Source organism: Sphingobacterium psychroaquaticum (assembly GCF_004421025.1).
Taxonomy (GTDB): Bacteria; Bacteroidota; Bacteroidia; order Sphingobacteriales; family Sphingobacteriaceae; genus Sphingobacterium; species Sphingobacterium psychroaquaticum.
The window spans coordinates 2,136,963-2,151,345 of the sequence record NZ_CP038029.1 but is presented as its reverse complement, the minus strand read 5'-3'; the positions used below and the strand labels follow the sequence as shown (position 1 = coordinate 2,151,345).

The 14,383-nt window shown below is 39.1% G+C and carries 19 protein-coding genes and 1 other RNA gene; 15 read left to right on the top strand and 5 right to left on the bottom strand.

What is annotated here, in order from left to right:
* The first annotated feature begins 3 nt into the window (after positions 1-3).
* From E2P86_RS09055 to E2P86_RS09010, 9 genes are all read left to right on the top strand, one after another.
* Positions 4-240 carry a hypothetical protein gene (locus E2P86_RS09055; protein WP_134432558.1) on the top strand — a complete coding sequence of 79 codons (237 nt, stop codon included), beginning with the start codon at positions 4-6 and terminating at the stop codon, positions 238-240.
* 77 nt (positions 241-317) lie between these two features.
* Positions 318-685, top strand: a transfer-messenger RNA (tmRNA) gene (ssrA, locus tag E2P86_RS09050).
* Between the two features lie 256 nt (positions 686-941).
* A complete protein-coding gene (locus E2P86_RS09045; RefSeq protein WP_134432556.1) occupies positions 942-2,186 on the top strand; it encodes a site-specific integrase in 1,245 nt (414 codons plus the stop codon).
* Between the two features lie 482 nt (positions 2,187-2,668).
* Entirely contained in the window at positions 2,669-3,517 is an 849-nt protein-coding gene (locus tag E2P86_RS09035; RefSeq protein ID WP_134432552.1) for an RteC domain-containing protein, read from the top strand.
* 83 nt (positions 3,518-3,600) lie between these two features.
* Positions 3,601-3,879 (top strand): helix-turn-helix domain-containing protein, encoded by a 279-nt coding sequence (locus E2P86_RS09030; protein WP_134432550.1) that lies wholly within the window; start codon positions 3,601-3,603, stop codon positions 3,877-3,879.
* Positions 3,876-4,658, top strand: a complete 783-nt coding sequence (locus E2P86_RS09025) for a transcriptional regulator (RefSeq protein ID WP_134432548.1) — start codon at positions 3,876-3,878, stop codon at positions 4,656-4,658. Before E2P86_RS09030 ends, E2P86_RS09025 begins: the two co-directional genes overlap by 4 nt.
* Positions 4,642-5,259 carry an AAA family ATPase gene (locus E2P86_RS09020; RefSeq protein WP_166785178.1) on the top strand — a complete coding sequence of 206 codons (618 nt, stop codon included), beginning with the start codon at positions 4,642-4,644 and terminating at the stop codon, positions 5,257-5,259. Before E2P86_RS09025 ends, E2P86_RS09020 begins: the two co-directional genes overlap by 17 nt.
* A gap of 100 nt (positions 5,260-5,359) precedes the next feature.
* Complete coding sequence (locus tag E2P86_RS09015) at positions 5,360-6,664, top strand: AAA family ATPase (RefSeq protein ID WP_134432544.1); 1,305 nt, start codon at positions 5,360-5,362, stop codon at positions 6,662-6,664.
* Between the two features lies 1 nt (position 6,665).
* The gene (locus E2P86_RS09010) at positions 6,666-7,301 is read left to right on the top strand and encodes an RloB domain-containing protein (RefSeq protein WP_134432542.1); all 636 of its coding nucleotides are present in this window, start codon (positions 6,666-6,668) and stop codon (positions 7,299-7,301) included.
* 80 nt (positions 7,302-7,381) lie between these two features.
* On the opposite strand, the gene E2P86_RS09005 is transcribed toward E2P86_RS09010, so the two are convergent.
* Positions 7,382-7,756, bottom strand: a complete 375-nt coding sequence (locus E2P86_RS09005) for a hypothetical protein (RefSeq protein WP_134432540.1) — start codon at positions 7,754-7,756, stop codon at positions 7,382-7,384.
* Positions 7,757-7,758: 2 nt separating this feature from the next.
* Positions 7,759-8,166: a hypothetical protein gene (locus E2P86_RS09000; protein WP_134432538.1), complete on the bottom strand. Its 408-nt coding sequence runs from the start codon at positions 8,164-8,166 to the stop codon at positions 7,759-7,761.
* A gap of 166 nt (positions 8,167-8,332) precedes the next feature.
* Here E2P86_RS09000 and E2P86_RS08995 point away from each other — a divergent pair, with 166 nt between their 5' ends.
* The 3 genes from E2P86_RS08995 to E2P86_RS08985 all read left to right on the top strand — a co-directional run bounded on the left by E2P86_RS08995 (position 8,333) and on the right by E2P86_RS08985 (position 11,232).
* Entirely contained in the window at positions 8,333-8,734 is a 402-nt protein-coding gene (locus E2P86_RS08995; RefSeq protein ID WP_134432536.1) for a helix-turn-helix transcriptional regulator, read from the top strand.
* A gap of 171 nt (positions 8,735-8,905) precedes the next feature.
* The gene (locus E2P86_RS08990) at positions 8,906-10,165 is read left to right on the top strand and encodes a DUF6161 domain-containing protein (protein ID WP_134432534.1); all 1,260 of its coding nucleotides are present in this window, start codon (positions 8,906-8,908) and stop codon (positions 10,163-10,165) included.
* Between the two features lie 26 nt (positions 10,166-10,191).
* Complete coding sequence (locus E2P86_RS08985) at positions 10,192-11,232, top strand: S1 family peptidase (protein WP_134432532.1); 1,041 nt, start codon at positions 10,192-10,194, stop codon at positions 11,230-11,232.
* Between the two features lie 142 nt (positions 11,233-11,374).
* Here the strand turns inward: E2P86_RS08985 and E2P86_RS18195 are convergent, their stop codons facing one another.
* The gene (locus tag E2P86_RS18195) at positions 11,375-11,869 is read right to left on the bottom strand and encodes a hypothetical protein (protein WP_166785122.1); all 495 of its coding nucleotides are present in this window, start codon (positions 11,867-11,869) and stop codon (positions 11,375-11,377) included.
* A gap of 331 nt (positions 11,870-12,200) precedes the next feature.
* Here E2P86_RS18195 and E2P86_RS08975 point away from each other — a divergent pair, with 331 nt between their 5' ends.
* The gene (locus E2P86_RS08975; RefSeq protein WP_134432528.1) at positions 12,201-13,124 is read left to right on the top strand and encodes an IS1595 family transposase; all 924 of its coding nucleotides are present in this window, start codon (positions 12,201-12,203) and stop codon (positions 13,122-13,124) included.
* Positions 13,121-13,285: a hypothetical protein gene (locus E2P86_RS18190; RefSeq protein ID WP_166785177.1), complete on the top strand. Its 165-nt coding sequence runs from the start codon at positions 13,121-13,123 to the stop codon at positions 13,283-13,285. Before E2P86_RS08975 ends, E2P86_RS18190 begins: the two co-directional genes overlap by 4 nt.
* 1 nt (position 13,286) lies before the next feature.
* On the opposite strand, the gene E2P86_RS08970 is transcribed toward E2P86_RS18190, so the two are convergent.
* Positions 13,287-13,601: a hypothetical protein gene (locus E2P86_RS08970; RefSeq protein ID WP_134432526.1), complete on the bottom strand. Its 315-nt coding sequence runs from the start codon at positions 13,599-13,601 to the stop codon at positions 13,287-13,289.
* 262 nt (positions 13,602-13,863) lie between these two features.
* Here E2P86_RS08970 and E2P86_RS08965 point away from each other — a divergent pair, with 262 nt between their 5' ends.
* Positions 13,864-14,085, top strand: a complete 222-nt coding sequence (locus E2P86_RS08965; RefSeq protein WP_134432524.1) for a hypothetical protein — start codon at positions 13,864-13,866, stop codon at positions 14,083-14,085.
* 1 nt (position 14,086) lies between these two features.
* Here the strand turns inward: E2P86_RS08965 and E2P86_RS08960 are convergent, their stop codons facing one another.
* A complete protein-coding gene (locus E2P86_RS08960; RefSeq protein ID WP_134432522.1) occupies positions 14,087-14,338 on the bottom strand; it encodes a hypothetical protein in 252 nt (83 codons plus the stop codon).
* Positions 14,339-14,383: the final 45 nt, after the last annotated feature.

Below are 14,383 nucleotides of genomic sequence, written 5' to 3'. Positions count from 1 at the left end.
GTGATGCAGCAGTTAATCAAATCGTTGACGGAGGAGAAAAGGTTGGATGAATTAGCGGCGAAGTATACGCTCTTGATTGATGAATCTCAAAAGGCACATGGTGCGTTATTTTTCTTGGAGGTAAAGGGCCGTAATTATAAAATTATGGTTCCAGCGCCACATCATGAAGCCTTACTTGCCAAAGGCGCACCTAAGCTACATGCGTTGCTAAACCATAGGGAAGCAATGTTACTCAAATAATATTATAGGGCTTTTTCGTATTAACAGGCTATTTTTGATTATATATTTCGTATATTTGTAGCCTACATTTACATAATGGGGTCGACTGGATTTGACAGGATAGCGATGGTTATGTAAGCATGCAGTGCGTTGTAAGAAGAGCACTTAAATCTGAACTTTCAACTTTACAACTGGCGAAGAAAACTACGCCTTAGCTGCTTAAGTTAGACTTAACATAGCTATTTGTCCCGTTAGATCCTGTTCTTTGGTCTAACATTCGGGGCATCGAACAATAGAACTGGTCGCGGTGATTTTGCTAAGCCGAGGCGAGAAACAGCAAATACGGAGTACGGTATAGGTAAGCGACTCACCTTCCCTCTCTCGACAATTAAAGAGAAGCTAAGCATGTAGAAAGCGTAAATCATACTATGTTTGGACGAGGGTTCGACTCCCTCCGGCTCCACATTTTGAGGTACAAACCGTACCAAAACCCTATAAACAGCACTGTTTATAGGGTTTTCTCGTTTTAAAGCCCCCCGATCATTCCATAATTCACATTTGCAGCGAGACCAAATCGAGACCAAAAAATATTCAAAATTTGGTCTCGATAAAGGCCATAAAAACATGACTACAAGACAGTTACCAAACAAGAACAAGATTCGAACATCTTGATTTAGAGCACTAAAAGAAGCAAATTAAAGGAACGTAAAAACACCACGACTATGAAAGCGAACCTCACCCTTCGCATGTACCTCAAAGCCACACGCCCCAACAAAGCAGGAATGCTACCCATTTATGCCAGAATTACCATCAACGGCGAACGCCTAGAATTCACCACCAAAAAGTACGTAGACCCCAAAAAATGGGATCAGCGCGGCATGCGAGCAAAAGGAAACACCGAAGAAGCCAGAACACTAAACAGCTACCTCGACGCCATCCGTTTAAAAATCAATCAAACCGAGCTACAGCTCCAGTACCAAGGAACCACCCTCACCCTAAGCAACTTCAAAGAAGCCTATTCCGGAAAAAAGGAAAAAGCACGCACCATCATACCCATCTTTCAGAACCACAACGACAAAGTAAAAGAGCTAATAGGCATAGACTACGCCAAAGCCACCCACACCCGATACGAAACCACCTTAGCCCATATACAAAAATTCCTCAACTGGAAATACCAAAAAGACGACTTAGACATACTAGAAATAGACAACATCTTCATCAACGATCTCGATTTCTACCTCCGCACCGAGCACAAGTGCGCGAACAACACCGTAATGAAATACATCAAAAACTTCAAAAAAATAATCCGCATATGCCTAGCCAACGGATGGATCACCACCGATCCATTCATCAACTACAAATCCAAGTTCATCCAAATAGAGAAAACCCTCCTCAACCAAGAAGAGCTAGACCAACTTACAGCCAAGATCCTAATCAACGAACGACTAACACTCGTACGCGACATCTTCCTATTCGCCTGCTACACCGGACTAGCCTACATAGACATCAAACAACTAACCACCAAAAACATAGTCAAAGGCATCGATGGCCAAAACTGGATAAACACACACAGACAAAAAACAGACGCCCCCTCCAACATCCCACTGTTAGAAGTCGCACAAAACATCTTGTACAAATACCAAGACCATCCAAAAGGCAATCACGAAAACACGCTGCTCCCCATTCTCAGCAACCAAAAAATGAACGCCTACCTCAAAGAAATTGCTGACCTCTGTGGCATCAACAAAATCCTCACCTTCCATTGCGCACGCCACACCTTCGCCACCACCGTCACCCTATCCAATGGAGTACCGATAGAAAGTGTATCCAAGATGCTTGGCCATAAAAGCATAAAGACCACCCAGCACTACGCCAAGATAACAGACCGCAAAGTCTCAAACGACATGGAAAACTTAAAGAAAATATTAAAAGAAACAGGAAAGACAAACAGAAAAACAAACAATTAAAAAGACGATCATCGCAGCACTTTTCAAAGTTGATAATACCCATTCTCGAAGCACAATAAAGTTAACCAAATGCATATTGGGCAACCAAACGCTACATGCTCAACATACCAAATGGCCGAAAGTGTAAACAATAGACACTGGTTGCACATAAATAAATACGTAAATTGTAAGCAAACAATCAACTAGAAATGAAAAGAATATGCATATACCCAAAAGACATAGCTCGGCTCACCGGTAAAAGCTACCGGCAAAGCCTACGCATATACCACACCATAAAGAAAAAACTAAACAAACAACCCCATCAACTCCTCACAACCACCGAGGTATGTCACTATCTGGGGCTAGATCAAGATACCACAAATAACATAATAAGGTAGCCAACAAAAGCTACAGCGCAAAAAACACACAACAACCTACTATAAAGCATTTTGCACGCCATTATACTATCTTAAGAAGATTTCCAATAATTAAACAAACCAATTATGCAGAAATCATTCATAAACATCCGCGAGAGCGCCACAGCACACATCATACAGCTCGAAAAAACATTCGCACACGATTACACCACACTCACACAGCACGTAAACCAATACATAGCCCAAGTATTGCAAACCGTTAGAGAACAATTTGCACAAGCCCATCAAATATCCACCGAAGACGAGATATTCTACTTCAAATACATCAAAGCACACCTCCTATCCATCCTCTTTTACTACAAACAGCGACAAGTCATCGAGTTCAAGAAACCACCACTATCACACAAAAAAGTAAAACAATACTACCTACAAGAACTCCACAACACCAAAAAGTGGATACAAAAACAACAAGAAAACTACGATTATTATAAATCCACATTAATCTATCGCGATGTCTACCTATTCACCCGGCAGCAACAAGACATCCTCATACCCCACGAAAACAACATCGTAGATAGCCGAACAAACACACCATACACCCAACTATTCGCACAGATAGAAGCACACGACATGCTCCGAAACTACCTGAAAAACAAGATCAAAAGCCTCGCAAAAAAACAAACAATCCCCGCCAACCTCCAAAACCTCCAGAACCTCCAGTGGACCATGTCCAAAACCGATCTCATCGAACTCATCTACGCCCTACAAGCTGCAGGCGTATACAACAACGGCAAAACAGACATCACAGAAATAGCAAAACTATTCCAAACTATATTCCACATAGACCTAGGCGACTACAACCGCACCTTCTACGACATCCGAGCGCGCAAGATCAACAACACAAAGTTCCTAGACACCATAAAAGACGCACTCATAAAACGAATGCAGGACACCACAAACGAACTTTTCCCCTAAAAATCTTTACCAACTTGGTACCAACTTGGTAAAAAAGACAACAATTAATAACCACCTTTAAAAAACACCAATACCAAATAAACATGGCAATAGAAATCATAACCCAAGAAGACCTCCGCAACTTCAAGCGCGAACTACTCACCGAACTAAAACAAATCATGCAGAGCGAAAATAACACGCCACAAAAAAAGTGGATCCGCACCCGCGAAGTCATCAAAATGCTCCAAATATCCCAGGGAACCCTCCAAAATCTGCGCATCAACGGCACCATACCCTACACCCGCATCGGCACCACCATATACTACCCCCTGCAAGAAATCGAGAACATCCTAAAACAAGGATCCAAAAACCAGGCACCATGAACTACATCCAAAAACTAACCCAATTCTTCGACAAAGCACAAGCCGATCCAACCTGCTCCGCAACCACCATAAGCCTCTTTATGGCACTCTTCCAACTATGGAACCAAGCCCGTTTTGTGCAGCAGCTGCAGATCACCCGACAGCAAGCCATGCAGCTCGCCAAAATCAGCTCCAAAGCAACATACCACAAAACAATGACCTACCTCCACAACAACGGATACATAGACTATCAACCGTCCTACAATCCATACAAAGGAAGCACCATAATCTTCTATCCCAACCGGCCAAAAAAGGCCAAAACAAAACCAATAACCAGACAGGTACAAGAAATAAACACAAGACCAATAAACGAGCCTTTTAACAAACTATATAAGTCTAATATTATTATGAATAATATCAGACTTCGCGCGCTCAAAAAAAACGCACGAGATTTCGAATCAAAAAATAGTCAGGTGCAAAACATCAAAAGCAAAGCCCAAAAAGAAAAAAGTTCCGCCAAAAAAGAAAAGACAATCCCCCCGCAGCCCCACCATGTGGAAGAATTTTTCATCGAGCAAAAAAGCACCATCCTCGAAGCACACAAATTCATAAACCACTACACCGCAAACGGATGGCTCGTAGGCGGCAAAAGCCCCATGAAAAATTGGAACGCATCTGCCCGAAACTGGATAACGAACAGCATCACATACAACGCCAACAGCAACACAAAAAATGAAACCCCGAAGAGACCACAGCACCTCTCCGCCACAACACACAAAAACTATGACGAACCACTATGACTACCCCAAAATATTCCAATACATAAAAACACAAGGACAAGCCACCTACGGCAAATCCTTTGCACTCACCGAGCACGATATGCCCATCATCCGGCAACTCGCCGCATACTTCCTCCAAGATGAAAAAACATGCATACAAGAAAACATCGATCCCAAAAAAGGAATCATGCTCACCGGCCCCATCGGGTGCGGCAAAACAGCCCTCTTCAACATCATGCGCTTCCTCACCACACCAAACAACCGCTACATCATCAAAAGCGTACGCGATATCACCTTCGAATTCATCAAAGAAGGATACGACATCATCCATCGCTACTCCCGCGGGCACCTCTACCAAAGCCAAAACCGCAAAATATACTGCTTCGACGACCTCGGAACAGAAAACAACATCAAATACTATGGAAACGAATGTAACGTCATGGCCGAAATACTCCTATCCCGATACGACCTCTACATAACCCACAACCTCCAAACCCACATCACCACCAACCTATCCGCCACCGAGCTCGAACAAGCCTATGGCAATAGGCTTCGATCCAGGCTCCGACAAATGGTGAACCTCATAGGGTTCGATAAAGAAGTAACTGATAAAAGAAGATGAACTAAAAACACAACACATGTATATCCCAACAAATCAACACAATAGAAAAACACAAACATATTTTCGTTATATTTGTAATTCAGTTACAAAAAATAAGAATATGATAGTCAATTTTTCCATTCAGAACTACAAAAGTGTAAATGACAACATCACACTCACTTTCGAGCCATCCAATGCGAAAGAGCTAAGCAACTACTATCTCACCGAGCCAATCCCCGGAACCAAGCTCCTAAAGATCGGACTCATCTATGGACCCAATGGATCCGGAAAAACGACCATACTCAAAGCACTAGACCTACTCCGAGACCTCGTACTAGAACCCGCAGACAAGAAAAGCGACGCACTCCAAGTAACCCCTTTTCTATTCTCGCCAACAACACAACATGCAAACACCAAGTTTGCACTCGAATTCATACAAAACCAAGTGCGCTACGAATACACCCTTGAGCTAAACAACAAAGCCATCGTAGACGAAAAGCTGTTCTATTTCGCATCCGCTAAGAAATCCACCGTCTTTCACCGCACAACAGACACCCAAAAGCAACTATCCACCATCACCTTCGGGTCCCGCATCAGGATAAACAAAAACCACAAAGAGATCCTTGAAGCAAACACCCTCTGGAACAATACCGTCCTCGGAGGCTTTCTAAAAACCAATATCGATGCACACGAACTCCGCGAAGCCACAACCTGGTTCAAAGAAGTACTCATGCCCCTTATCACCCCAAGGACAGACCTCTTAGGTTTTATATCCGCAAAGATCGAAAACCAAGAAATCCAAAAAGAAAGTATGCTAACCTACCTACAAAAGGCAGATTTCAAGATCAGTGATATTACCTTAAAAAACAAAAACCTGCAACTAGGCGAAGGATACGAACAAACATTCAACACCAACAACCTTCATTCACCGTTAACGCAATCACTCGGCAAACAGCCAGCAAAAGAAATATGGTTTAAACACAGCATTCCCCAAGCCCCAGCAGATCAATCCTATGAAATAATATACGACCAAGAATCCCAAGGCACACAGCGCTACTACCAGTTCAGCGGCATCCTAGACCTCATGATAAGGCAACAACACATATGTGCTATCGACGAGCTAGAATCGTCCCTACACCCCGACCTCACCAAGCACTTTCTCCTCGTATTCCTCGCCAACGTAAAGCACTCGCAATTGATTGCCACAACACACTACCGCGAACTATTAATGGAGCGCGATATCATACGCCACGACGCCATCTGGTTCACCGATAAAAAAGACGACGGCAGCACAGACCTATATTCACTGGCCGACTTCGATTCATCCATCATAAGAAAAGACACAGGATCCATCTATAATGCATACAAAACAGGAAAATTAGGCGCCAACCCCATCATTCAAGATTACCACATAACAACAGATTGAAATGGCTAGAGAAAATAGAAAAAGAAGAGGAACAGGAAATAAGACAATATCTATAATCGTCGACGGCGAAACCGAAGTATGGTACCTACAAATGCTGCGCGACACCGAAAAGCTCGGCCAATCCCTGAACATAAAGCCCGAACTACCCACAAAGCAAGGCCTCCAAAAACAATTCCAGACCGTTTGCGAAAAAGCAAAGATATACAACCAAGTAATATGGCTGATGGATTTTGACACCGTCATCAAAGAAAGCAAAGAATCCCCCAGCAAACAGAAAAAATTCGATGAAGTGAAACAATACTTCCACCAAGCCCAGCAACTCGGAAACGTCACGATTCTCGTCAATACGCCCTGTTTAGAATTCTGGTTCCTGCTTCATGATAAAACCACCGGGAAATACTACGAAAAGTGCAAACCCGTCGAATCACTCCTAAAAACATCCAACATACTGCCCAAATACAAAAAGACAGAAGAGTACTTTAAAAACAACAAACTCAATATCTACCAACGATTAAAACCCTACCAAAAGCAAGCAAACAACAACGCCATGCAGCTCGGCGATTTCAATATCCAACAACCCGAAACAGCAAAAGCAGAAACATATAAAATCTTCCAGTACCTAGGGATCCACATATAAACTATAAAAGAACTCTAAAGTCTAGTCCCTTCCTGCGTTTACGTTACTCCTCTCGCGGGGCTCTTATAGCGGATACTCTGTTACTCTCGTGAAGCTCTTACAGCACTCAAATAATCAATCAAGTATTCCTTTAAGCGCATACGCGCAAGCACCTCAAGCTCAGCCGCTACCTTCTTCCCCCCAGCACCCCTAAGCCGCTTAAAGTCAAGATCAAACGCACAGCACTGCAAAGAAGACCCAAAATCACGATCCACCTTCCTAACCCTTCGCTTACCATAACCATAAACCAAAGCCGTCACCGCCCCATAAGGATCCACCGGATATAAACTCAACAATTTCGGATAAGACACATGATCAATAAAATACTGAATCGCATGCTCTGGCGAAAACCCCGTCACCTCACAAAGAATCAAAAAATCAGCAGGCACATCCAACAACAATTTCCTATACCCCATACCTAAACCACACCTCTTTCTGACCTCAAACCACTATCTAAACCCGAACCTAAACCTAAACCTAAACCTAGATCAAAAAACAAGCGATCCACCACATACCGATAAGCCTGCGAATCCAACACCAAATCCCCCTCCATCCGTCGCCTTTGGATTTCCCCAATAGCCGAAACAACAAGCGCCCGATTCCGCAGATCAACAGCACCACCATCCAACGCCAAGCACCAAGGCACATACACACAAAAGAAAATGCGCGTAGCCTTAAACTTCGCGCACATACCCTCAATATCCGACACCTCAAACAACTTTACATTATCCGTATAACACTTTATTGCATCCCTTACATCCACATGCATCGTATCACACGTCAACAAGAAATCATCATGAAAATTTAAGTTTACCCGTACCCACATATCCTTTTCTTTTTTGGTTTAAACAAATAAACGAAACAAAAAACACGTATCGAACCAAAACCCATGGTATAAAACCAATCTAACAAGTATTTCACAAACAATAAATTTCTTTCCAGCCACAAACAATAAAATTTGTATCTTAACGACAGCAATAAAAATCGGTATCATGAATACAACAAATCATATTGGAAGAAAGATTAGTCGCATCCGCGAACTGCGCGGTATGAAACAAGAAGCATTAGCATCAGAACTTGGAGTAAGCCAACAAACCGTATCAAACATAGAAAAGCATCCAGCTATTGAAACCGATTTATTGATCCAGGTTGCACACATTTTAGGCGTAACACCCGAAGCAATAGAAAACTTCAGTGAAGAAGCTGTTTTTAATATAATAAACAATACATATAACAACACCAGCAGTGATAATTCCACACTTGTAGCAAGCTCAGTAAATTACTTCCCTACATTCAACACAGCAGATAAAATTATCGAACTATACGAACGTCTGCTTGATGCAGAGAAAACCAAGGTCGAATATTTGGAAAAGCTTATGAATAAAAAAGAATAATTCTTACTAGTAAAAAAGATTAAGACCTAGCCATACATGGTATTTTTACATGGAGAGATTATGTAATTTCGATAAAGGAAATATACATACTATTTGACCACATATAAGACATCACTTTCAATCCAAAACCTAAACTCTCCAATCTCGGCTTAGAGTAAAAAACCAATAACAATGAACCTAAATGAAGTCCGAAGAATAATTTCAAATTCTGAAATTACAGAAGTATTAAACCAACATCAGTTCAAAATTTCTTTTCCCTCAACAAACGATTTACACACGTTTAAGGGATTATTTAACCTTTACAAGTTTATTAAAGAACAAAAGGATCAATGGGAATTAATAAGTGAAAGCAGTACAAACAACAGTCTGAAAATAAGTAAAATCTTTTTTAATAATGCTCTACCTCAACTCGATCGTCTATTAACGAGTATTGAGGCAAAACTCATCACAGAAACTGGTATTAAAAGTGAGTTTTCACATTTAAATCAATTTTTAACACCTTCAAGTCAAATTTTCACCTTTGACTCGCCCGAGGTAACATTTCTGACCGATCTGCTAGAGAAAGACCCATTGTCCTTTGACTCTGCTTTCCAATACATTACCGCCTTCCCGGTCTCATTCAATACCAAAAAAAATATCAAGGGAGTACTTCTAGCTTATGAATTTCAAAACAAAGATATTTCACATATTTTTAATCGTCGCGAAACAGAAAAAAAATCACTGTTTACTATAAGAAAGCAAATAGATAACACGGCGAATGAATACGAAAACATTCTAACAGAACACATAAAACAAACAACGATTGATTATCAAGACTATAAATCTAAACTAGATGATTTCGAACAACGATCCGAAGAATCATTGAGCCAATGGATGATTACTCACAAAGGTGATTTTGAAACCTTTCATACAGAATCTATAGAAAAGGTCACTGCATTAGAAAATCAATATTCGGAGTTACTCAAACTAAAAGAACCAGTAAAGTACTGGTCAGAAAGAGCCATTCAATTAAGAAACACAGGATACGGCATTTTTGTAGGAGTCATAATCTCTTCATTCCTTTTGGCGTATTTTATATATCAATTGCTCTGGTTAACACCAGAAGGCATGTTAGAGTCAATCTTTAGTGGTGATAAAACATCGGCAATACGATGGTCCATTGTCTTTATACTCTTTGTATCCCTTTTTTTCGTGATTATACGATCCCTGATGAAGTTTATGTTCAGTAATTTCCATCTCGCACGAGATGCAGAAGAAAGAGAAAAGCTCACTTATATGTATCTAGCGCTAATCTCAAATGGCGAATTCAACGAAGAGGAACGTAAAATCGTCTTGCAATCCCTTTTTAGCAGATCAGATACTGGTCTACTGAAAGAGGATTCTTCACCAACAATGCCTGGAATAAATACCTTTATAGATAAAATGAAGTAGAATTATGTTTTTAAAGCAACGAAAAAATGAAACATAAAGACCTAGAAGAACTAGCATTAAACACCTTCAATATTTTCGCACTTTTTTTTTCGGATGAAAAAAAATATCGAGAGATATATGAATCGGGGACGGAGAGAGAGGTCATGCCAAGGCTACTAAAAGTAGCGCCTGAAAGTATTGATCGCCGATTTGAAATATTTGGTTTAAACTGCGATGAAATTGCAATCTATCTGGCTGCTCAATCAGAAGGAACTGGTTTAAATGTCCCAATGCTATCTTATGTAATTGATCTCCTTGAGAAAAAGGGCCTAATTCAACGAGAAGATTTTATGTTTTCAGCCTTAGACCCGCAAATGTATAAACCGTCCTATGTCAGATACAAAATAACCAAACTAGGCTTTTATACCTTTAACTATAACTTGGCAGCTAACCTAATCTTTAGTTTCCCGTACATTTCTTCAAACTACAATTCTGCCGTTTTACCTATCGAAGGTATGCTCGATACAGGAGATCAATCTCTTGGGACTGGTTTTTTAATAGACTTAAATTCGAAAGTATATTTTGCAACATGTAAACATAATGTTCAAGAGTTGAACAATTTTAAAATATTCTATGGAGAGAATAAGTTAGATTATTCAAATACCTACTTACACCCTACTGAAGACATAGCCTTAGTTGAAGTACATAACGCTGGTAATTTGCCCTACTTCTACCCATCGTTTCTTAGAGAGAAGGCTCCTTTCGATATGCAAGAAGAATCAATTGTCTTAACAGAAGTTATTACTATGGGATACCCTTCAATTCCAACAGCAAAAGATGCATACTTAATGAGTCATAAAGGAGAAATTAATGGAATTATCACCTCTTATCTCGAGGGTACAGAAAAGATTATTTTTTCTGCAAAAACTTCCTCAGGAAATTCAGGGAGTCCCTTAATTAATTCTTTTGGAGAAGTTATTGGCATTGTTGAGAAAGAACTTTATGATAGAGATGGCTTTATTAAAAAAGGGAAACCATCATATTATTCGGCCGTTCCCATAAAAAGGATACTTGAGATACAATTCTAGATTCAGGTATTAAAGTATTTCAAGGTCACCTTGAGTAAAGCATTACGCCAATCCTACAGGATTTACTAGCAGATGCAAAACTGCGACGGACTGCAGCAGTTTTATCGTAGAAACATAATTTGTTATTTTTACAAAAAATCTATCAATTCCTACTCCTATCTTTCCGTTCCTGCCTCCTTTGCAATTTCTCTTCCTCTTTCTTTACCTTTTCCATCTCTTTCTTCTTCTTCTTCTTCTTCTTCTTCTTCTTCTTCTTCTTCTTCTTCTTCTTCTTCTTCTTCTTCTTCTTCTTCTTCTTCTTCTTCTTCTTCTTCTTCTTCTTCTTCTTCTTCATATCAATTTCTCTACGTAACTCCTCTCCATGTTCATCCGGAAAATCCGAAAATACAAATGCATAATCATCGTGGAATAACCTCGCTTTGATACGCATATTCTTGTAAGTGCCCTCAAAATCAATTTTAGAAATAAGAAGATTAGCCATATCCTTATATATTTCTATCCCTCCGGAAAATTTTTTCTGATCGAAGACAACACGGAAGCGTCCCTTACTATCAGTCTTTGTTTCAGCAATAACATCACCTGCGGTATTTAAAATACAGCCCCTCGCATCGCTAACAAGTTTTTTTGTATGACCCAAACAAACAGTACCATACACAGTTATTCTACGAAATGTATCCTTTTAGTATTGTACCCATACAAATCGTAGCCACCACGCTGCTCCTTAGGTAATCCACTATACCGATTCTTAGCTAAAGAACACGACGACAAAAAACACACCTATATAGTCTAAAACATCAATTTCCAACATATCTCACCCATCGGATACCTTTATTTTCAAACTGAAACAAAACTGCTACAGGACGTGACAGTTTTACGCATGATTTAAATAAAGGTAATTACATACAAAGCTAACCTCAATATTTTAGACATATAATTCATATATTGTTTAACCTTTAATATTAATAATCATGGTACCAAATTTTAGTAATTTGCTCCAATTGATTGATCGTTTCCCTGACGAAAAATCATGTCATCAGTATTTGGCTGGGCAAAGATGGGATGGTGTAATAGAATGTCCTTTTAAAGAGTGTAAAGGAGATACAGCCTGGGTTTTTAAAGACGGTATAAGATACAAATGCACATGTTGTAAAAAGATATTCACCGCAAAAACAGGAACTATATTTGAAAATAGTAAAATTTCGTTAAAAACCTGGTTTGTGGCTATATATATGGTTTTGCATAAAAAAGGCATATCTTCCATACAATTATCTAAAGACCTAGGAATAACACAGAAAAGCGCATGGTTTTTATTGCAACGGATCAGAACAGTTCTTGGGAATGAAGAAATTCTTGAACTATCCGGAACAGTTATGGCCGATGAAACATTTGTAGGCGGCAAGAATAAAAACCGACACGCCAATAAGAAGGTAAAATACTCGCAAGGTAGAAGTTTCAAAGACAAAACACCTGTTTTAGGATTAATGGAAGCTGAAAGTTCACGAGTATCTTGTTTTGTAGTTCCTGACACTTCTACAAAAAGCATCCAGCCAATAGTTAAAGAATATGTTACAAAAGGTTCAAATTTCGTGTCCGATGAATGGAAGGCTTATAATGGTCTAAACAGTTATTACTATCATTATGTTATTGATCACGGAAGGAAAGAATATGTGGGTGAACATGGATTTAGCACAAATGCAATAGAAGGATTCTGGTCTTTATGTAAGCGGGCAATAATTGGCATTTACCATAAAACAAGCCGAAAGCATTTACAAAAATACTTTTTTGAGTTTGCTTTTCGATACAATTACCGTAAATTAGGCGTACAGCAACAGATTAATCTATTTATAGAAAATATGCACTGCAGATTGAAATATAAAGATTTGGTGTCATGAGTAAAAATATCGATCCCGTAAAAATTAGAGCTTTCATCAAAGCGACTAAAGAAACATCAAAAAAAGATGATAATAAAAAATCCCCACCTAAAAAAGAAAGTAGTGGGGATGAGAATCTTGATATGGCAATTCAACTTTTCTTAAAAAGAAAAGAAAAATAGATTAGTCAACTTTCACTCGATAATCAACAGCTCTTTCTCCTTCATCAATTCTCCATAATTTGCCATCTTGAAAATAAAAGAATCGAGTTGAATAGACATAGCCGTACCCATACTTTACTCGTGACTTCATTACTTTAAATGCTGAATAGTCTTCACTTAAGTATACTGTAGAAGCCTCCCTCATCACCGTCTTAAATTCAGGTATTGTCATACCTATATGTAACTTGTCTATTCTTTTCTGCATAGCTTTTTCAGCGCCTCCGCATGAGGCAAGCAGAATACACAGGGATAAGGCTAATGACCTTAATGATCTCATAAATTCTATAATTTATGTCTTAGCCCCATTCGACAGGTTAATAAAAAAACAGCGCGGGGCCTCATCGACTACCACGCCCGACCAAGAGCGCATACACGACTGAAGTAACCCCACGCCTATGGCATGCGGAACTTCGTTGCTCGTGTATGTATTGACTGTGAATTTGGTCGGTTCGGTAGTCTAAAACGAGTTCGCTATTACATTAATTAAAAGCCAATATTACTAATAACAAAACTTTAAATCAAAACTAAATTTAAAAATCATGATTGAATTAGAAGACATCATAACAAAACTATCTATATCTATAAAAGAAATTGATAATATAATTGACAAAGACATTTCGTCATTACCAAAAGGAGTAGAAATACTTTTAGTTCCTACGACTTATATTGAGGCAAATAGTAAAAGAAAAATATACCCTCATGGGAAGCACGTAGGATATTTATTAATGGTTAATAAAGATGAATTTATTCCAAAAAAATAACTTAAATAAACTCATTTAATGATTTTATTTTATATTCAAAACCATCCGTATCTATCGCTAAAACGTCGAAGTCATCATATTTATCTAAAATATCATCATGTTTTTCAAAAATAGATTTTCTAAAAAGTATTTCAGGTATTCTGTGTTCTTTTGATGGCACTATAACTAAATATTCAACGTAAAAATTTTCAATAGTTGTTCCGACTAAATTATCATTTTTTACTAATAACTCTTTGGCTTCTTGTAAGGTCATGGTTTAAGTTTTTTATTACAAGATATAAAACAACAATCTATTAAA